Source organism: Bacillus sp. 3255 (assembly GCF_031456485.1).
GTDB lineage: Bacteria > Bacillota > Bacilli > Paenibacillales > NBRC-103111 > Paenibacillus_E.
On record NZ_JAVDUS010000001.1, the window covers coordinates 327,043 to 347,052 of the forward strand.

Annotated in this window: 17 protein-coding genes and 2 riboswitches; of the genes, 6 read left to right on the forward strand and 11 right to left on the reverse strand. The window is 55.7% G+C overall.

Annotated features, from left to right (window positions below):
• Positions 1-126 precede the first annotated feature (126 nt).
• The 3 genes from J2X61_RS01285 to J2X61_RS01295 all read right to left on the reverse strand — a co-directional run bounded on the left by J2X61_RS01285 (position 127) and on the right by J2X61_RS01295 (position 4,383).
• Positions 127-1,680 carry a response regulator transcription factor gene (locus J2X61_RS01285; protein WP_310185213.1) on the reverse strand — a complete coding sequence of 518 codons (1,554 nt, stop codon included), beginning with the start codon at positions 1,678-1,680 and terminating at the stop codon, positions 127-129.
• Entirely contained in the window at positions 1,655-3,493 is a 1,839-nt protein-coding gene (locus J2X61_RS01290; protein WP_310185216.1) for a cache domain-containing sensor histidine kinase, read from the reverse strand. The genes J2X61_RS01285 and J2X61_RS01290 overlap by 26 nt, the downstream gene beginning before the upstream one ends.
• Positions 3,494-3,870: 377 nt before the next feature.
• Positions 3,871-4,383 (reverse strand): DinB family protein, encoded by a 513-nt coding sequence (locus J2X61_RS01295; RefSeq protein WP_274466703.1) that lies wholly within the window; start codon positions 4,381-4,383, stop codon positions 3,871-3,873.
• Positions 4,384-4,734: 351 nt separating this feature from the next.
• Between J2X61_RS01295 and J2X61_RS01300 the strand changes: the two genes are divergently transcribed.
• Positions 4,735-6,612 (forward strand): carboxypeptidase regulatory-like domain-containing protein, encoded by a 1,878-nt coding sequence (locus J2X61_RS01300; RefSeq protein WP_310185219.1) that lies wholly within the window; start codon positions 4,735-4,737, stop codon positions 6,610-6,612.
• Positions 6,613-6,699: 87 nt separating this feature from the next.
• Here J2X61_RS01300 and J2X61_RS01305 read toward each other — a convergent pair whose 3' ends face one another.
• From J2X61_RS01305 to J2X61_RS01315, 3 genes are all read right to left on the reverse strand, one after another.
• Positions 6,700-7,464, reverse strand: a complete 765-nt coding sequence (locus J2X61_RS01305) for a class I SAM-dependent methyltransferase (RefSeq protein ID WP_310185221.1) — start codon at positions 7,462-7,464, stop codon at positions 6,700-6,702.
• Positions 7,461-7,985, reverse strand: coding sequence for a DUF6886 family protein (locus tag J2X61_RS01310; RefSeq protein ID WP_274466706.1), 525 nt, complete (start codon positions 7,983-7,985; stop codon positions 7,461-7,463). Before J2X61_RS01310 ends, J2X61_RS01305 begins: the two co-directional genes overlap by 4 nt.
• A 112-nt stretch (positions 7,986-8,097) precedes the next feature.
• On the reverse strand, positions 8,098-9,387 hold the full coding sequence (locus J2X61_RS01315; RefSeq protein ID WP_310185223.1) for an adenylosuccinate synthase: 1,290 nt from the start codon (positions 9,385-9,387) through the stop codon (positions 8,098-8,100).
• A 111-nt stretch (positions 9,388-9,498) separates the two neighbouring features.
• Here J2X61_RS01315 and J2X61_RS01320 point away from each other — a divergent pair, with 111 nt between their 5' ends.
• Together J2X61_RS01320 and J2X61_RS01325 are read left to right on the forward strand one after the other, a co-directional pair.
• On the forward strand, positions 9,499-10,380 hold the full coding sequence (locus tag J2X61_RS01320; RefSeq protein WP_310185225.1) for a LysR family transcriptional regulator: 882 nt from the start codon (positions 9,499-9,501) through the stop codon (positions 10,378-10,380).
• A gap of 285 nt (positions 10,381-10,665) precedes the next feature.
• Complete coding sequence (locus J2X61_RS01325; protein WP_274466709.1) at positions 10,666-11,592, forward strand: phosphotransferase family protein; 927 nt, start codon at positions 10,666-10,668, stop codon at positions 11,590-11,592.
• A gap of 107 nt (positions 11,593-11,699) precedes the next feature.
• Here the strand turns inward: J2X61_RS01325 and J2X61_RS01330 are convergent, their stop codons facing one another.
• Positions 11,700-12,302, reverse strand: coding sequence for a sulfite oxidase-like oxidoreductase (locus J2X61_RS01330; protein ID WP_310185229.1), 603 nt, complete (start codon positions 12,300-12,302; stop codon positions 11,700-11,702).
• 9 nt (positions 12,303-12,311) lie between these two features.
• Complete coding sequence (gene gcvH, locus J2X61_RS01335) at positions 12,312-12,701, reverse strand: glycine cleavage system protein GcvH (RefSeq protein ID WP_310185231.1); 390 nt, start codon at positions 12,699-12,701, stop codon at positions 12,312-12,314.
• Between the two features lie 218 nt (positions 12,702-12,919).
• Positions 12,920-13,017: riboswitch (glycine riboswitch) on the forward strand.
• Positions 13,018-13,020: 3 nt separating this feature from the next.
• Positions 13,021-13,118: riboswitch (glycine riboswitch) on the forward strand.
• A 109-nt stretch (positions 13,119-13,227) separates the two neighbouring features.
• Here gcvH and gcvT point away from each other — a divergent pair.
• From gcvT to gcvPB, 3 genes are read left to right on the forward strand one after another with little or no spacing between them, the layout of a single operon-like run.
• Positions 13,228-14,322 carry a glycine cleavage system aminomethyltransferase GcvT gene (gene gcvT, locus J2X61_RS01340; RefSeq protein WP_310185233.1) on the forward strand — a complete coding sequence of 365 codons (1,095 nt, stop codon included), beginning with the start codon at positions 13,228-13,230 and terminating at the stop codon, positions 14,320-14,322.
• A gap of 23 nt (positions 14,323-14,345) precedes the next feature.
• Complete coding sequence (gene gcvPA, locus J2X61_RS01345) at positions 14,346-15,704, forward strand: aminomethyl-transferring glycine dehydrogenase subunit GcvPA (protein ID WP_310185235.1); 1,359 nt, start codon at positions 14,346-14,348, stop codon at positions 15,702-15,704.
• Entirely contained in the window at positions 15,701-17,191 is a 1,491-nt protein-coding gene (gcvPB, locus tag J2X61_RS01350; protein WP_396135386.1) for an aminomethyl-transferring glycine dehydrogenase subunit GcvPB, read from the forward strand. The genes gcvPA and gcvPB overlap by 4 nt, the downstream gene beginning before the upstream one ends.
• 144 nt (positions 17,192-17,335) lie before the next feature.
• On the opposite strand, the gene J2X61_RS01355 is transcribed toward gcvPB, so the two are convergent.
• The 3 genes from J2X61_RS01355 to J2X61_RS01365 form a co-directional block, all read right to left on the reverse strand.
• Complete coding sequence (locus J2X61_RS01355) at positions 17,336-17,845, reverse strand: DinB family protein (RefSeq protein WP_274466714.1); 510 nt, start codon at positions 17,843-17,845, stop codon at positions 17,336-17,338.
• A 107-nt stretch (positions 17,846-17,952) separates the two neighbouring features.
• Complete coding sequence (locus tag J2X61_RS01360; protein WP_310185237.1) at positions 17,953-18,927, reverse strand: helix-turn-helix transcriptional regulator; 975 nt, start codon at positions 18,925-18,927, stop codon at positions 17,953-17,955.
• A 155-nt stretch (positions 18,928-19,082) separates the two neighbouring features.
• On the reverse strand, positions 19,083-20,006 hold the full coding sequence (locus J2X61_RS01365; protein WP_274466717.1) for a Gfo/Idh/MocA family protein: 924 nt from the start codon (positions 20,004-20,006) through the stop codon (positions 19,083-19,085).
• Positions 20,007-20,010: the final 4 nt, after the last annotated feature.

Genomic DNA, 20,010 nt, shown 5'->3' on the forward strand with positions numbered 1-20,010 from the left:
TTCTGCTCACAAGAGTACGCTATCATCTCCTTTTCGCTTCGGGCATCCTGAAGCACCTTATGCTCTTATTGTAAGGAGTGGAGAAAGCGCTAACATTCACAATTTATGGGGAAACAGAGATTATTTTTAGGTCGTGGTTCCTTGCATCTGCTTTCGGTAATCCTTCGGCGTCAGACCGGTCGTTTGTTTGAACAGCTTCGCGAAGTAGTTCGGCAAATCATAGCCGATCATGCCGGATATTTCCGTAATTTTCAGATCGGTATTGGCCAGCAGCTGCTTCGCCTTCTCCATACGGAGTTCGATCAGATAATCGACGAAGCTCCGCCCCGTTTCCTTTTTGAACAAATGGCTGAAGTACGTCGCGTTCAAATGAACCTGCGAGGCGACCAACTGCAGAGGCAGCGGCTCCGCATAATGCTCCTCCATGTACCGGGCCGCCTTCTTGACGGCAGTCTCGCTGTACTTGTCCTGCCACTTCAAGAAGCTGCCCAAGAACAGCTCCAGCTCCTGTCGAACCCAGGCGTACACTTCGTCTCCGGAGGAGAGGCTGTGGAGCTTCCCGATGCGCTCCGTCAGCAGATAGGGCTCATGCTCGCCTTCGAACTGCTTGCGGGCCGTATCCTGCAGGGCGAAGCTCAGCGACAACGCTTCGATTTTGCCCGTTTCCGGCGGCATTCCCTGCACGTCCAGCAGCCTCATCTCCAAATACTGCTTCAATAGCTCTATCTGTCCGGCAGCGATATAAGCTGCGATTTGGTTAGAGACCAGCTGCTGGCGAACGCGGTTGATCCCGTATTCCCCAGCAGGACCGTTAGACGGCTCCTGCTCCGGCTCCGCCGGCAGCCCGTTCCCGGCCACCGCAGCCTCATATAAGTCGGCCAATCGGTTCAGGCTCATAACCGTGCCGGCCGGCTGCGGAGAGATCGCAATGCCGAGCAGACGCTGGACCGTCGCAGAGGCGGCTTGACCGACATGCAGCCCATCCACCGCCTGCGGCAGCAGCAGCGCAAAGCGCCCGTATTCGATCAGCAGGAGTTTGCCGGCAACGCCGTGGGCGTCCAGCACCTCGCTGATGATGTTCAGCATCGCAAACTGCAGCACTGGCACATCCCGCTTATGATACTGTTTGTGCGCCGGATAGAAATCCGTGACGGATAAGACGTACAGCCTCGTGCCGATCCATGCATGTTCCAGCTCCGCCGCCACCTCGAACCTGTACGGGAACCTGAGGAACATTCCCCTTAGCGTATTTTCGAGTAACAGCTGATGCTCGTTCTCCTTCTGCCTTAACTTGGCATGCCGCTCCTGTAGGGCGATCTCCACTTTGTCCAGGACGTCATAAATATCCTGTTTGCTGCATGGCTTAATCAGCAGGTCGAAAGCCCCGTAACGCAGCGCGGTTTGGGCATACTGGAAATCCTGATAGCCTGTAATCACGACGAACGTTATATCCGGGAATCGGACCTTCATCCGCTTGAGCAGCTCCAAGCCGTCCATCAGCGGCATACGAATATCCGTGATGACCAGATCAGGCTGACATCCCGCAATCAAGCTCTCGGCTTCCAGGCCGTTCTCCGCTTCCCCGCATACTTGCCAGTTCGTCCCGGAATCGGCGATCATTTTGGCCAATCCTTTGCGAAATAACGGCTCGTCTTCAACCAGCAGCAACTGATTCAACATCAGCACCTCCTATAGGGGCATAACCAGCTTCATAAGGCAAACTCAAACGCATCAACGTCCCCTGTTCCAGACGCTCTACGTCCAAACGGTACGGCTCGCCGTGCACGAGATCGATGCGCCGGATGACATTGCGGATCCCAATGCTCTCCCGCTCTCTGCCCGGGTCATAGACGGACTGGACGGCTGCAATGCTCTGTATCGCTACCGGCCCAATACCGCAGCCGTTATCCTCGATTTCGATACACACATCCTCCCCCCGCCGGTATGCCCGAATCCATAATAACTTGTTGTCCGGCTGGTCCCGAAAAGCATGAACGAACACATTCTCCACCAGAGGCTGAAGCAGAAGCCGCTGCATGCGGCAGCCCGCCAGCCCTTCCTCCGCTTCGATACTTACCGACAACCCTTCGCCATGCCTCGCTTCCTGAATCGTGATATAGTTGCGGATTTGGGCCAACTCGTCCTGCAGCGTGCTCGGCGTGGAAACCGAAGCTAACGAATAGCGCAGCAGCTCGGATAAGGAGGTGACAAGCGAAGCCGTTTCCGCATCGTCATAGAGCAGAATAATTTTCCAATAGATCGAATTGAGCGCATTGTATAGAAAATGAGGATTAAGCTGGGCTTGCAGCGCCTTCAGCTCGGCTTCCTTCTCGCTCAGCTTGCTGATATATACCTCCTGAATTAACGATTGAATGTTCGCGACCATGCTATTAAAGCTCTCTGCCAGAAAAGCAAACTCATCGTTGGAGGTCTTGGCAATCTCCACCTGCAAATTGCCCTTACGCAGCTGCTGCATCGCTTGTACGAGCCTATGCAGCGGCTGAAGCAGCCTGCCGCTGAAGAACGATACGCTGAGCGCCATCAGCAAGACGCTGACAAGGCCGGAGATGAGCGCCACTTGGTACACGATCCGCCCTTTATCTTCGATATCGGCCAGGGATATGCCGCTCACCAGCGTAAAGGACCGGGCTTCGTAGACACTTTTCACGAACAAATAGTCGTCCCCTCCGTCACGCTCGATGAAGGTCTTCTCCCGGTTCCCCCATTCCGGCACGAACCCGGATCGCCCTTCAGGCTCTCTGCTGTAGAGAAGACGCTGATATTGATCGAATATATAAGCTCCGGAGGTATGGCCTTTCATGAGCGGTTCGAGCGTGCTTGCGAGGAAGGACTCGTCGATAACCATGATCAGCATCCCATACACCGCTTGCTGCTTCGTTGATTTCAGCACGCGCGCGGCGACAAGATTGCTCTTCGAGCCCGACGGATCCGAAGTATCCGGGATGTACATCCGCTGCCAGACGATTTCCGCCGTATTGTTGTTCATTCCCTTTTTGACCGCCTTATAAAATTCCGGAAAAGTCACCTGCATCGAAGCATTGGTGTGGCTGAAATAATTGTTGTTGCCCTGCAGGTCGACAATGTACAGCGCGCGTATTTGCGGCGTCTCGTTTTTCAAGGGAAGCAAAATATCCGCCAAATCCCGCTCCAGCACGAACCTTCGGTACGCCATACTCTCCCCTTCCGCGGGCTCCGCGTTCATGGCTTGGACTATCTGCTCCACGAGCGGATGGAAGAAGATAAAGTCCGTAATCCGGTACATATCCTGGATTTTGAAGCCGATCTGCTCCATCGTTTGCTCGCTTGTACTCTGATATTGTTTGCTGATCTCGCTTTCGAACAAATTCAAATAAACACGGTAGGACACATACCCGGTCACCACGGAACACACAATGATAATCACTGACAAAGTCAAAATTAATTTCACTTTAAAATGCTGATTAATATATTGGAGGACCAAACGGTGCTTCATGCGGGCGAATCCACCACCTTCTACATTGCGTGCCGAGTAAGCGCTTAAATATTGAAATATGTACCATATTGTAATACATCTGCACCGATCTCACATCCATTAATTATGGATAAAGGGATACGATTTTTGGTTAGGCGGCCTTCCCCCCGCCAACAGGAAATAACCGAGGCTAGCGCCTCGGCTGTTTCTTGTGAATACTCGTGTGAGTGTATTCGGATTATCATATACAATTCCCCTTGTGGCGGGAAATCGGGTGATTCTATTCGAATTATCATATACATTCCCGCTTCCGGCGGCGAATCGGATGATTCTATTCGAATTATCGCATACATTTCCGCTTCTAGCGGAAATTCCGTTGGATATCGCGGCTTCGCTATCTACCCCGCATACCAGAACAGCGCATACTCCGTCATCACGGAAGCATGGCCCATCTGCCGCAGCATCGCCGTTACGTTCCCGCGGTGATAAGTGCCATGATTGACCACTTGCAGAATCATCTCGGCCAAACTCGTATCCCGCACGCCCGCATACGGATTATCAAGCACAATCGTCCGTCCCAAGTCCTCTTGGCTTCTCAGAAATGCTTGGAACCGATCCGCCAATTCCGCATACATGACCTCGATCTCTTGCATGGTCTTCGACTCCACTTCGGGCGTCAGCACGCGGGAATCGGCCATCGCTTCATGCATGCTTTTGCCGCTCATCATATCCAGCCAGCCTGCATCCACGATATAGATGTGCGCCATCGCTTGGGCCACCGTTCGAAAGACGCTTTGAACCTCTTGCCTGTAAATGTCTTCACCAAGCTTCCTCAGGTGTGTCAACATCGTCTGGTTCGCCCAAACATGGAAATCGTACATCTTTCTTACTTCTTGTGCACCTTGCAGCATCCGTATCGCTCCCTTTCATCGATCTTACTTATCTTCATTATAAGGTAGGTACAGTGACAACATAGTGTCAGTGAAAGAACACGGGCTTCTTTTTTTCTCAAAATACCGTTCGTTCGGTCACCTTTCACCGGTCGCCGGTTACCAGTCAGCAGGTCATCCGATCACCCCAGACTTTCCGCACTTCCCGCACTTCCCGCACCTCCCAGACTTCCCGGACTTCCCGATCTTCCCGAATTTCCGGGAAATTAGATTTACGTCCTACGGCCGAACAGGAATTTGTCGGTTTATGGCGAAACATGTGTAGGTTGATCAATTTGTCAAATGCCATTATTACCAAAAGAGGACGTGAAATTGTTGAAACTTTTAACGCGCCGGCTCGTCGTATTGACTTTACTCTTCGGCACTAGCGGCTCAGTCGTGCAGGCTCAAGCGCCATTCGATACGGATAGCAACGGAATTCACATAGACGATCTCGTGAAACATATCCAAACCAACGGCCTTGCCGACGTGAACCAGGACGGACTCAACAACCGGTGGGATGTATCTGCGATGCTCGCGCAGGTCTCGCCTGTCAGCACGGAGCACGCTGTCACTACCGGCACCGTCACAGGTCTCGCGGTCGATCAAACCGGCCTTCCGCTCGCCCAATTAGCCGTCGCTCTGAATGGAACGACTACTTCCGCATATACCGATACGGAGGGGCGTTATACGATCACGGACGTCGCCGCATCCACAGGCAATGTCGTTACATCGGCCGTCTATGGCGCGGAGTCGGCCCCTTTCGCCGTATTGGCCGGGCAAACGACCTCATTGAGAGCCCCCCTTCAAGTGACCTTGCCTACAGGCACTGTGACGGGCACCGTCTACAACGCTGACATGATTCCTATGTCCGGCGTCACCGTGACATTAGGCATCGGATCCTCCGTATCGGAACCGCCGACTTCTACCGTCACGGACAGCCAGGGACGCTTCAGCATGGCGAATGTGCCTGTCGGCCAGCGCAGCTTCTATGCCAGCTCGCCGCTGGGCTTCACCGCCTTCGGTGTAAATGTGCAGGAAGGCGCCAATGACACGAGCACGATCATAGGGGCTCAATATGTGACCGTCACAGGCATTGCCTATGATTCCCATTACACCCCGCTGGCCGATGCGCAGATTACGATGGTGACGGCTAACGGCAATCTCGTTACGACGACGACCTCGGCAGCTGACGGCACATTCTCCTTCTCGAACGCCGTCAAGGGGATGACCTTCACTTGGCATATGAGTAAGCAGGGGTATATGGATGCTGCCATGACACTCATGGCTTCGAGTCCAACCGACGTCCACAACCGGTACTTCCTAACGGTAAGCGACACTCCCGTCCGTACGGATCACGATCTTGCATATGCCGCCGGCGTGAATGTCGATCGCTTTAACGTCGACCTCGGGGGCTACGCCGGCCCCGTTCGGCGAAGCTATTCGACGTACTCGTACCTGATTTCGGAGAGGCTGGATGAACCGAATAACCAGATTGCATTCGTCGGCGATCTGGACAGACTGAACGCAGCCCTGCTCGATCCGACAGTCAGCACCATTTATGTTTACCAATCGATCGCCGGTACACAGCCTCGAGAAATCGTCAGCCCGTCCCGTCCGGTCAGCATCGTCAGCGGCACGGACCGGTTCGTTCAAGCCACATTGCCTGCGGCGTCCTCCTTGAGCTGGACGAACGTGAGGCAGGTCGATTATGGCGATATTTTCGGCTTCGTAAGATCGTTTGACAATCAGACGGTGATTATGGCATCGGTTCAACTAAGCGGAGCGTCAACGGCTACGACATATACAGATGGCAGCGGCTTCTACCGGTTTAAAGATCTGAGCTTCGGAACCTACACGCTGACTGCCTCCCGATCCGGCCAATATGCGCCGCAGTCGTTCACCGTCGACACGAACGCGGCTCCGTTTTTCCTGAATTTCAGCTTGGAATACACGGCACAGCAAATAGCTCACACAATGGAAATCCCACAGCCTGCCGCAGGGCAGCAGCAATTGGCCATGCCGGCAGTTCCATCCGGCTATACAGTCGCTATCGATAGCAGCAACGATGTGCTGAAAATATCGCCAAGCGGCGCTATTACACTAGGTGCAACTACCCAGTACGTAACGGTCATTTTCAGAGTTACGCATGGCTCCGACGTCGGCTACCGTTCCGCCACGATTACCGTTCCAGGATACACAGGTTCCTGACTAACAAAAAGATCAGCTAAATCAACAGATTTGGCTGATCTTTCTTATTTTCCACGGAACATATTGCAGAATTCGCGTAAGTTCCGCCTATTCCGCAGCCCCCGCCTTTTTCCCCGCCACGATCGTAAACTCCCATGGGATATTCTCCTTGTTCCATCCGCGATGCTCGTCGAATCTCTCCAGCGCAAATCCCGCCTCTATAACGGCATTGATAATTTCGCTGAGCGTGAACGAGCGAAGCATGACAGGGGGAAACTGTTCCTGCTCCTCCTCCTCGAAGAAGCCTTTATAAGCGAGATCCCCACGGCGCAGCTCCGTATCGAAATACTTCACTTCCTCCGGCCCCGCAGCTCCAAGACACCGCCTCAAGGGATGGAAATCGCTGAGCACCAGCTGGCCTCCCGTTCGGAGCAGCGCGTACAGAATCGACATGAAGGTCCCGATCTTATGGAAATAATGCAGAATGCCGCCCTCTAAATATAGGATATCGAAATACCCGCCATACTTCTCCCGGTCAATTTCATAAATATCCGTGACCACATAATCGATCGACGCGCCGGCATGTGCGGCCAGCTCCAAGGCATATCGGCGGTTTTCCTCCGATATATCGAAAACGGTGACATCCGCACCTAACAAAGCGAGAGGAACCGCCTTCCTGCCGTTCGAACCGCACAGATTGGCAATCTTGCGTCCCGCCGCATGGGCCAGATAGGTTTGGTGCTTTTTGAGGCAGGCAAGCGGGTTCCTTACGATCTCAGCCGCTTTCTCTTCCGGCGAACCATGGTGTTTCGTCCAAAACTCATAGGCGCGATATTCCCAGGCTCTCTTATTCAGCGCGCTTTGCTCATTCATTCGCCGCTCACCGCTTTCGCATTGCCGAAACGATGAATGCCGAAGTCTGTAATCGACGAGGCGAGTATGGCATCCCTTAACGGATGCAGATTCGGTGTAAATCTGACATCGATGTTCAGCTGCATGAGGCGGTCCAGGAGCCGGGTCATCGGCTCAACTTCAAGCGGCACGACGGTCTCCCGGGAAATATAATAGCCCGCACAAGCATCGAACAATTGAAACGTGTCCTCCGGCATCCTGTATCTATAAAGTGTTGTGCGTTGAATTCGTTCATACCAGCCGGTTTCAACCGTCACGACAATATTGGAGGAAGTTAGGCCGAAAAATTGCTTTTCATCCGCAGCGGACATGCCCCCGTTCCTGGTGTACACAATTCGCGGACAATCTCTCGGAAAATAAAACGTAAACGCATGTTCCTCATCGATCGCCCAGACGACCGGAGGCATATCTCGGCGATTGTCCTTCACTCTCGGCATGAAAACTTCAATTCCGCTTTCCTCACTGAAATGATACAGCTGCATGGGCCACTCCTTCCGTCCTGTAGGGAATTAACAGCTTTTACCTTCTCCCAGATCTTCGCTATGGAGTTCTAGGTTTCCTGCTGCTAGCCCGTCAGTGGCCGGCTCCACAATGTTAGGTGGTCACGCGGGCGATCATCTGATCGCGCCTTGGACCAACGGAAACGGTCTTGAACTTGACGCCGACCGCCGACTCGATGAAGTCGATATACCGAATGGCTGCTTCCGGCAGGTCATCCAGCGTCCGGGCTTGCGTAATATCGCAATTCCATCCGGGCAGCCTCGTGATAACCGGTTTCGCCCCGGCCAGCTTCGCGGTTACGGGGAACCGATCGACAACCGTGCCGTCTTCCAGCTCGTAACCGATACAAACAGGGATCTCATCCAGATACCCTAGTACATCGAGATTCGTCAACACGGCCTCCGTCGCCCCCTGAATCATGCAGCCATACCGGGTCGCTACCGCATCGAACCAGCCCACGCGTCTAGGGCGGCCTGTCACTACGCCGTACTCGCCTGCGTCCCCGCCCCGGCGTCTCAGCTCTTCCGCCTCATCGCCCTGCAGTTCGGTCACGAAGGGCCCTGCTCCAACGCAGCTGGCGTACGCCTTGACCACTGCAACCACATCCGTGATGCTATGCGCGGGAATGCCCGCTCCGACAGGCGCGAAGCCGGCCAGCGTTGACGAAGACGTCGAGAACGGATAAATCCCGTGATCCGGATCGCGCAGCGCTCCAAGCTGCCCTTCCAGCAGAATCGGCTCCCCCCGCCGAATTGCCGAATGTAGCAGCTCCGTCGTATTGCCCAGATACGGCGCTATGGATTGGCCCAACCCTAGAAGGTGGTCCAGCATCTCGCTTGCATACATCGCGGGGCGACCGTACAGATGCTGGAGCAGCGTATTTTTGGCCGGAAGCAGGTGATCGAGCCGGTCCCGAAGCCTCTTCTCGTCCAGCAAATCGGCGGCCTGAATGCCGAGCTTCGCATACTTGTCAGCATAAAATGGCGCAATACCGCGCTTCGTCGAACCGAAGCTCCGCTCGCCAAGCCGCGCTTCTTCCAGCTCATCGAACAGGCGATGAACCGGCAGCACGACCTGCGCCCTCTCCGAAACACACAGCTGCGGCTGCGGCACTCCCCTGGATGCGAGCTCCTGCAGCTCGCCTAACAGCACCTCGATGTCGAGCGCCGCTCCCGGACCGATCACATTCGTCACTTTCGGATAAAACACACCCGATGGCAGCATCCGCAGAGCAAACTTGCCATAGTCGTTAATGATCGTATGGCCTGCGTTGCTCCCCCCTTGAAACCGCACGACATAAGCCGATGTTGCCGCCAGCACGTCCGTTACCTTCCCTTTGCCCTCGTCGCCCCAATTCGCGCCTACAATTGCCTTTACTGTCAATGTATTCGCCTCCCAGCCTTGTTATTGATTACATCGCTAATTATAATGTCTAGATAAGGCATTAGAGAAATTGATATAACTAATACTTGATATAAAAGAAAGTAATGCTAAATGGACGTTAACATGGAGTGGTACCGCACCTTCTATTGGACTGCCCGGTCAGGGAGCCTGTCCCGGGCGGCGGAGCGTCTGCACATCACGCAGCCTGCGGTAAGCCACACGCTCAAGCAATTGGAAGAGAAGCTTGGCGGTCCGTTATTTTTTCGGACATCCAAGGGTGTTAAGCTTACGGCGGAGGGCGAAGTGCTGTTCCGGTACGTGGAACAAGCCTTCAGCTTCATGGAGAGCGGCGAAAAGGCGATTGCGGAGATGCACAACCTGCACAGCGGGGAGATCAACATCGGTGCAAGCGATACGCTGTGCAGACACTTTTTGCTGCCCTATTTGGAGCAATTTCATGAGCGCTACCCGGCGATCCGCATTCACGTCACGAACAGAACGACGCCTGAGACGCTTGCGCTGCTCAAGGACGGTAAAATCGACTTCGGCCTCGTCCACCTGCCCGCCGCAGACAAAGCAATCGAATTTCGCGAGAGCTCCGCGATTCACGACTGCCTCGTCGGCGGCAAACGGTTCGCTGCGGCTGGTTCCGGGCAGCCGCTGCCGCTTAGCGAGCTGATGGATTACCCGCTGCTTATGCTGGAGCCGGGAGGCAGCACGCGGCGGTATATCGATGACTACGCGGCTGCGCACGGTGTGCGGCTTGAGCCGGAATTCGAGCTGGGCAGCCTCGATTTGCTCGGGCAATTCGCACGTAGCGGCTTCGGCCTCGCCTTCGTCATCCGCGAATACGTTGCGGACGAGATCGCTGCCGGCGCGCTCTTCGAGGTGCCGCTATCTCCGCCGATTCCCGAGCGGCGAATCGGCATCGCAACGTTAAGAGGCGTTCCGCTATCAGCCGCGTCGAAGTCTTTTCTCCGCTTGCTCCCCTAGCGTTAAAGCTGCGCACAAGTAACCTGCCTTCGCGGCTCAAACCTGCATGCATGCCGCACTCCTCTTCTCCGGCTCACCAACACTCAAACTTGCAGCCGTTTCCTGAGCCGAAGGGAGAGTGTCCGGAAGGTCGCATGGAGGGAATCGAGGGAACGAAGGGGATGGGAATACCTGTAAATAAGCGCTAATTCGTGTTAGACTGTTTAGTATCCTGTTTACCATGGCTAGTCCGTTCAATCCAAGCATAGGATGGACTTATGATGGACGAAGGAGGCTGAAGATGACATGGCACCAATTAAACCGATTATGGATACGGCAACAGCCCAAGCTCTACTGGAGCGAATCTTAAAAAGCCCGGTTACCGACGTACAGCCGATAGACCAAGGCGAAGTTAGCAAAGTGTTCAGTTTCCGACAGCAGCAGCAGTCCTTCATCGTTCATTTCAATAGCGGCAGCGATGGCTTCGTGCGCGAGCGATATATCCACGCAACGTTCTCGCCACAAGGCGTACCGGCTCCTCGCGTACGCGAGATCGGCCGGGCGAACGAAGATTTATGTTATGCCATTGCCGATAAAGTGCCCGGACGGACGATCATTTCGTATCCGATTGAGGATATCCGGAGGATCCTTCCGGACGTCGTTGAGCAATTCGCATTAATTAACCGCTTACAATTAGGGGGAACCAAAGGATACGGCTGGATTCAGCCATCCGGCGACGGCTCCCACGATACGTGGACGGACTTCCTGGCATCCTTCTTTCTCGAGAAGCAGACCGGCTTCTGGGAGGGGTGGTTTGCGCTATTCGAGACCACCTTCCTGGAAAAGAAAGTGTTCGACAGGCTGTATGGCGTCATGATGGAGCTGGCCAAGCATTCACCTGAGCAGCGCTATGTCGTACATGGGGATTTTCATCTGGGGAACATGCTTTCGGACGGTAACAAGGTAACCGGTATTGTCGATTGGGAGATGGCCTTCTACGGTGACTTCGTCTTCGATTTGGCCTCCCAGCACCTCTGGACCCCGCAGCTGCAAATTCCCGACATGGTGCGCAGCGCCTGGGCCGACCGCGGGCAGGAGATCCCCCATTTCGAAGATCGGCTGAAGTGCGCCCTGCTTTTCAAAGGCATCGACGGACTGCGATTCTATGCCAAGAAAGACGACCGGAACGCTTACGAGAGTGTGAAAGCGGAACTGCTGCGGTTGGTGAAGTGAGTGGAAGACGCATGAAGGCGTGCTGCTGTTTCCCGATCCATAGGCCTTGAAATAATAAAGCTCCCAAGCACCGAGCCGTCCATCCGCCCAGTGCTTGGAAGCTGCAATTAATCAAAATCGTATCTTTGCTCCGCCCAGGGATCGCCGTACATATGGTACCCGTTCCGCTCCCAGAAGCCCGGCTTATCCTTCGGCATAAACTCAATGCCGCGCAGCCACTTAGCGCTCTTCCAGAAATATAGATGCGGCACGACCATACGCACCGGAGCGCCATGGTCCGGGGTCAACAGCGCGCCATTGTGGCGGACGCCAAGGAAGGACGTCTCCCGCAGGAAGTCCTCCAGCGGCAGGTTCGTCGTCCAGCCATGCTCCGCATGCAGCATCACATGCGTTACCTCCGGTTTCAGCTTCACCCGCTTCATGATCTCCGCAACCGCGATGCCCTCCCAGACGTTGTCCAGCTTAGACCACGTCGTCACACAGTGGATGTCATTCGTGAACTCCTGACGCGGCAGGGCCAGGAACTCTTGATGCGATAGCGTGACCTCCTCCTCAACCAAGCCGAAGATGCGCAAATCCCATTTGCTCATATCGTTATAATAAGGCACGGATCCGTAATGAAGCACCGGGAAGCCTTGGGTCAGCGTTTGCCCAGGCGGTATACGGTCATTCTGTTCATGTTCCTGTGACGGCTTATGACCAAATTGCATGACGGCCTCCTACTCGTTGCCGATGTAAGCGGCATACTCATCCGCTGTAAGCAGACCCTCAAGAGCGTCAGCGCCGGAAACCTCAACCTCGACCATCCAGCCTTCGCCGAACGGTTCGCTGTTGACCAGTTCCGGAGAGCTTTCCAAGGTTCCGTTCACGTTCGTCACTTTACCGGACACAGGCGAGAAAATATCCGAAACCGTCTTGACGGATTCAACACTGCCGATGCTTTCGTTCGCGGTAATGGATGCGCCGGCTTTCGGCAGCTCGACGAATACAATATCCCCCAATTGATCCTGGGCGAAGTCCGTAATACCGACGCGGACTACCGTGTCCGACAGCTTTTCTACCCACTCGTGCTCTTTGGTATATAACAAATTCGCTTGTACATTACTCATCGTTTACACCCTCGCTTACATCCAAATTTTGCTTATAGCTTAATCTAACGGGAACATCCATGTCAAGGCGGACATAGGCAAGGACAACCGGCGGCGCAAGCCTGTACGGAACAAGCCCGTTTGGTTGGTTCGGCTAAAAATTTATTCAAAATTACAATTGACATTTCACACCACTCTAGGCAAATATTAATACTATACTACAAATTGAATATTGGCGAATGATGGTACAGGGAGAGACCGCAAGGCAAGCTAGCGGCGCCGAAGGAGTAAGCCCGGATGTGGTGAATCTCTCAGGCAAAAGGACCTGTATCGGACGCATCTCTGGAGAGCTTCGATCACCGCAGGCAGCGGGGAGTCGGACACCCAAGGGGAAACTCGGCGAGCGGCCGAGGTAACTCTCAGGTACAAAGGACAGGGCAAAAGGTATGTTTGTGTTGCATATCTTTTGCTCTTTTTTGCGTGCCTGCAATTTTTGGCGATTTTGGGCAACCTAGGGTAAGTACATTATCGAAGGCGAGGGTAAAGCATGCTGAAACGAACACCGCTCTTTCCGGTTTATGCGGAGCATGGAGCGCGAGTTATTGATTTTGGTGGCTGGGAGCTGCCGGTGCAGTTTACGGGGATTCAAAAAGAGCACGACGCCGTCAGGCAGCAAGCCGGGCTTTTTGATGTGTCGCACATGGGGGAGGTCAAGGTTACCGGCGTAGGCGCCCTGCCTTTCCTGCAGCTAATCACCACCAACGATGTTGCCAAACTAGAAGACGGCAGCTGCCAATACAGCCTTATGTGTTATCCCGACGGCGGCGTCGTAGACGATCTGCTCGTTTACAAATTAGGCACGAATGACTACATGCTCGTCATCAACGCCTCCAACATCGATAAAGATGTGGCCTGGATGCGGCAAAACGCCATGGACAATGTCACGATCACGGACATTTCCGATGAAACCGCCATGCTCGCGCTGCAAGGTCCTCATGCCGAGCGCATTATAGCCAAACTTACGAAGGCTCCCGTTCATACTTTGAAAACGTTTCGATTCCTCGCCAATGTAGACGTTGCCGGCATTAACGCTCTGCTGTCCCGCACAGGCTACACCGGCGAAGACGGTTTCGAGCTGTATATCGACGCCAAGGACGCCGCTTCACTGTGGAAGCTGCTGCTGAAGGCCGGCGAAGAACATGGCCTGGTTCCGGCCGGCTTAGGCGCCCGCGATACGCTGCGTTTCGAAGCGCGTCTTCCCCTCTACGGACAGGAGCTTTCCCAAGACATTTCGCCGCTGGAGGCCGGTCTCTCTTATTTCGTAAAGCTGGATAAGGGCGACTTCATCGGGCGCGAGGTCCTTGCCGGGCAGAAAGCAAACGGCACGCCGCGCAAGCTCGTCGGCATTGAGATGATCGAGCGTGGCATCCCGCGTCCGCATTACCGAGTATTCAACACGGACGGCAGCCCGATCGGGGAGGTGACCACAGGCACCCAATCCCCTACGTTCAAAACGAATGTCGGCCTCGCCTTAATCGATTCCGCCTACAGCGCGCCGGGGACGGAATTGCTTGTGGAAATTCGCGGGGCACAGGTGAAGGCCAAGGTCGTCGCCACCCCGTTTTACAAAAGAAAGCCGTGACCAGAGAGGAGCAAGCCCTTATCATGACGTACCGCCATCGCTATTTGCCTATTACCGAGCAGGATCAGCAAGACATGCTGGAAACGATCGGCATCTCTTCCATGGAAGAGATGTTTCAAGATATTCCGCAGCAAGTGCGCTTCCAGGGCGAGCTGAACGTTTCGAAGGCGCTCGACGAGCAGGGCCTCCTGCGCTATATGCGCGGTCTCGCCTCCCGCAACGCCGACTTCGACCGCTACGCCAGCTTCCTCGGCGCGGGCATCTACGATCATCACCTGCCTGTGGTGATTAACCATGTGATCTCGCGGTCGGAATTTTACACCGCGTACACGCCTTATCAGCCGGAGATCTCCCAAGGGGAGCTGCAGGCGATTTTTGAGTTTCAGTCGTACATTTGCGAGCTCACCGGCATGGCCGTAGCGAACGCCTCGATGTACGACGGGGCCACGGCGCTGGCCGAAGCCGGCGCCCTCGCCAGCGGCGCGACGAAGCGCAGCCGGCTGCTCGTCTCCCGCGCGGTGCACCCGGAAGCGCGCGCTATCCTGCGCACGACCGCCCGCGGGCTGAACTTGGAAGTGGTCGAGATCGGCCTCACGCCGGAGGGCGTGACCGACTTCGCCGACCTCGCTTCCAAGGCCGAAGGCGCGGCCGCCGTCATCCTCCAATCGCCGAATTTCTTCGGCTGTCTGGAGGATATCCGGGCGGCAGAGCCGATCGCGCACGGCGCGGGCGCACTGCTCGTCGTGAGCGCGAACCCGCTCACGCTCGGGCTGCTGGAGGCGCCGAGCAAGCTCGGCGCCGACATCGTCGTCGGCGACTGCCAGCCGCTCGGCATCCCGGCCGCGCTCGGCGGGCCGACCTGCGGCTACTTCGCCGTCGCCGAAAGCTGGATGCGCCGCATGCCGGGGCGCATCGTCGGGCAAACCGTAGACCGCGCGGGCAAGCGCGGGTTCGTGCTGACGCTGCAAGCGCGGGAGCAGCACATCCGGCGTGAGAAAGCCACGTCGAACATCTGCTCCAACCAGGCGCTTCTCGCGCTCTGCGCATCCGTGTACTTGTCCACGATGGGCAAGCAAGGCATACAGGACGTCGGCAAGCTGAACGTCCAGAAAGCCCACTACGCGGCGAACCGTCTCGCAGCCGGCGGCAAGCTCTCGCTGCCTTTCACCGGCAGCTTCTTCAACGAATTCGCCGTCAAGCTGCCTGACGGCACAGATGTGCAGGAGCTGAACCGTAAGCTCCTGCAGCGCGGCTTCATCGGCGGCTATGACTTGGGCCGTGATGATCCCGAGCTCGCCGGCCATATGCTGATTGCCGTCACAGAGCAAAGAACCCGCGAAGAAATCGACAGCTTCGCAGCCGCATTGGAGGAACTCGTATGACGATGAGCGATAACAACAACGTGAATGTGAGTAGCGACGGCAAAGCGCTCATATTCGAAATGAGCCACCCCGGCCGTGTCGCCTATTCCTTACCGGAATCCGACGTCCCGGAAGTGGAACTGAGCGAAGTGCTGCCGGCCAAATTTCAGCGCCAGAGCGCCCCGGAGCTGCCGGAAGTCTATGAAGTGGACGTCATCCGCCACTATACCGCTCTGTCCCGGCGCAACTTCGGGATCGACAACGGCTTCTACCCGCTGGGCTCCTGCACGATGAAATACAACCCCAAAATCAACGAAGACGTAGCCCGCTTCCCGGGCTTCGCCAAAATACATCCGTACCAGCCGGAAGAATCGCTGCAAGGCGCCCTGGAACTGCTGTACAATCTCCAGCAAGATCTTGAAGCCATCACCGGCATGGATCGCGTAACCTTGCAGCCTGCGGCCGGCGCTCACGGCGAATGGACCGGGCTCATGATGATCCGCGCCTACCATGAGAGCCGCGGCGAGAAGCGGACCAAGGTCATCTGCCCCGATTCTGCACACGGCACGAATCCCGCCAGCGCTACGGTCGCCGGGTTCGAGACCGTTACGATCAAGTCCGACGAACGCGGCCTCGTGAATCTGGATGAGCTGCGCCAAGCGGTCGGACCGGATACGGCCGCGCTGATGCTCACGAATCCGAACACGCTCGGCCTGTTCGAGGAGCAGATCGTCGAGATCGCGGCGATCGTGCATGAAGCCGGCGGGCTGCTCTATTACGACGGCGCCAACGCCAATGCCATCATGGGCATCACGCGTCCCGGCGACATGGGCTTCGACGTCGTGCATCTTAACCTGCACAAGACGATGAGCACGCCGCACGGCGGCGGCGGTCCGGGAGCCGGTCCCGTCGGCGTCAAAGAGAAGCTCATTCCGTTCCTGCCGACGCCGCTTGTGGCGAAGAAGGAGGACGGCAGCTTTTATTTCGACTACAACTATCCGCAATCGATCGGCCGCGTCAAAGGCTACTACGGCAACTTCGGCATCCTCGTGCGCGCTTACACGTACATCCGGACGTACGGTCCGGAAGGTCTGCGCAAAGTGTCCGAGTTCGCCGTGCTGAACGCCAATTACATGCTGGCTCGGTTGACGCCGTACTTCGATGTGCCGCACCCGCGCTTCTGCAAGCATGAATTCGTGCTGTCGGGCAACCGCCAGAAGAAGCTCGGCGTCCGCACGCTCGACATCGCCAAGCGATTGCTCGACTTCGGCTATCACCCGCCGACGATCTACTTCCCGCTGAATGTGGAAGAGTGCATCATGATCGAGCCGACCGAAACCGAAAGCAAGCAAACGCTGGACGCTTTCATCGACACGATGATCCTGATCGCCAAGGAAGCCGAGGAGAATCCGGATATCGTCAAAAATGCGCCGTACACCACGGTCGTCAGCCGCTTGGACGAAGCATTGGCCGCGCGCAAGCCTGTGCTCAACTGTTCGTGCGGATAAAACAAAGGGGCTGCCTCGAATGGCAGCCCCTTGTTTCGCTCGTTAACCGGCCGAGCTGACGGTCCTGCGCCGCGCTAACGGACACCGGCGTTGTTAATTACTCAATGGAGGCCAGTCTCGACACACCCCATTCGGCAAATAAAGCTATTTATTCACTTCATATAAATAGTAAACCATATCGCTCGGAGCGCCTGCATGTCCCAGTTGACGAAGCATCGAAGACAGATTGCCGCGGTGATACGTACCGTGGTTCACGACATGCTGCACCAATTCTCCGATCTCAGCGTTCAGCACGCCGAATGTCGGATGGTTGAACTGCCGCACCGCTTGCAAATCGCCGACGCTTTCGAGGAAATCGCGAAATTCACCCGCCAACTCCGCATAGGCCGCTTCCAGTTCTTGTAGACTCTTGCCCGAGGTCTTGGCTTGGGTGACGCCAGCCAGCTCCTTGATTTGCTCGTAGCTGCCCCCTTGGATCCCCGTCAACCAAACCTTGTCGACATGGTAAATGTGCACCAGTCCATGGTGAATCGTCGGGAATACATCCTTAACCTCTTGATGCACAATGGCCTCCGGCAGCTCCTGCAGGCGCGCGAATACCTTTTGATTCGCCCACACGTGATAGTTATACGTTTTAATCGTTTGATTCGTCATTATACGTCATCCTCCTTAAGAATGAACCCCCGCTTCCGAAGTAACGAGGCGTTGAAATGTTGTTGCTTGATAACGACATTGTACCTCCTCTTCACTGACAGAAACGGTCAGTCAATCAACGACGACGCATAAAATTGATGCAAATTTTGGGTAATGTCCAAGAGAAGCCGAATGAGCAGCTGCGGCTCCTTCACTTGGACGGTGCCCCCGTAACTCAGCAAATAATAGGGCAGCTGGGCGCGTATCGCTTGTTCCGATAACTGAAAACGGGCTTCATGCCTTGTCCGCTCCGCAAGCGTATGAGCCAGGTACCAATGCCCGCACAGATCGTCCAGAGCTTGCTCTTGGCCTGTAATGACGACATCGATCCGCTCTTCCGGGGTATCCCGGTCAGGAAGTACGCTGTCGAGAATAAATTGGCGGGCCGAGAAATCGGCCGGTCTCTGGAAGGTCAGCTCCGTTCGGGACACTTCTTTCATACGATCGACGCGGAAGCTGCGGATTGCTTGCCGCAAACGGCAATAGCCTACAACATACCACTTGTTTTTCCAACAGACTAAGCCATACGGGTCCAGATCGCGGTCCTCCGCCACCGAGCCGTAGCCCTTCTGGTACCGCATGTGCAGCGTAGCCCGCTGGGCAACCGCCAACTCCACTTCTTGCAGCAGCGCAGCCTCCGCTGCATCCGCTTGCGGCTGAATGACGTCCAGCCCTTGTTCGTGCAGACGAATTTGCTCCAGCTGCTCTTGATTCGTATATGTTTTCAGCTTGGCAACGGCCTGACTCAACTTCTCGCCATACGGATAACCGGCTTCCATGGCGAAGGCCGCCGCATGAATGAGCGCCTTCTGCTCATCGAGATCGAATACGAGCGGAGCATCGCTAAACTGCCCGAGCAGGCGGTAGCCGCCGTTGTGGCCGGAGTCCGCAATAATCGGAACACCGCTCGTGCATAGCGCGTCGATGTACCGGTATACGGTTCGGACATGGATTTCCAGCTTGTCGGCCAGCTGCTTGGCCGTGATTCGCTTGTGTGACTTGATGAGCCATAATATGGCCAGCATTTGATCCGCTTTGGACACGCCGCGCAGTCCTCCTTGGGTGTGGTTTCCATTTTTTCCATCATAGCATGTTCCCGGCTCTTTTGCCGATCATTCTACTGTCCGTTTACTGCTCTCCGCAACTTAAAAGAGGCCATCCCAAGTAGTTTCCGCTACTTCGGACAGCCTCTCGTTACTTACTCGGATAGACGTTCAACCAGCTGATGGGACGGCAGCACAAGGTCGCCGCGAATCGTGCAGGCATTGGGATTATCTATGCTATCCAGGAAGTGCTGCACAACACCGGCAAAGCCCCGGCGCTCCAGCACCGTGTCCCAGCTCCCAAAGGTCTGCACGCGCGGAGCGGCCCCTTGCTCATAGAACACCGCGGTCTCCAGGTTCGTCACTTCCACCGAACGCCCGCTTCCGTGCAGCTCAACCTTCTCCAAATCCACGCCGGCCAGCCTCACCATGCTGTATGTACCCATCGAGCTGTCGAACGCAAGCGTACCTGACGCATGAAGCAATCTGCCCTCGGGATCGACCTGCTGATGACGGACGGCGACTTCATAAGGAGTCTCGCCGAGCCATAGCAGCACATCCAGCATATGGATCAAATCGTCATACAGCGTCTCTTTGGCACTGTGCCCCTGCTGCTTGATCCGGTGCTTCACGGCTGAGCACCAGTCGAAGCCGCCCGCTTTGCGAAGCCAGTCGCGCGCTTCCATATAGAGCGGAGCGAATCTGCGGTTAAAGCCCGCCGCCAGCAGCACCCCTCTGCGCTCCGCGTAAGAAGCCATCTCCACGGACTGCGCCCAGTCATAGGACAATGGCTTATCGACATAGACGGCTATACCGCGTTCCATGCACTTCATGGCAATCTCATAATGCGTCGGAGTCGGACTATGTACGAAGACGGCATCCAAGCCAAGAGCGAGCAGCTCATCCAGCTGCGTCGTACCGAACGGTATCCGGTACTTGGCGGCCATCCGTTCAACCGTTGCCGGCGTGAAGCTCATGATTCCTGCGATCTCTACCTGTTCATTCACCGAAAGAAGGGGCAGGTATACTTTTTGGGCAATGTCGCCTAGCCCGATGATTCCGATTCTTCTTTTTGCCATACCT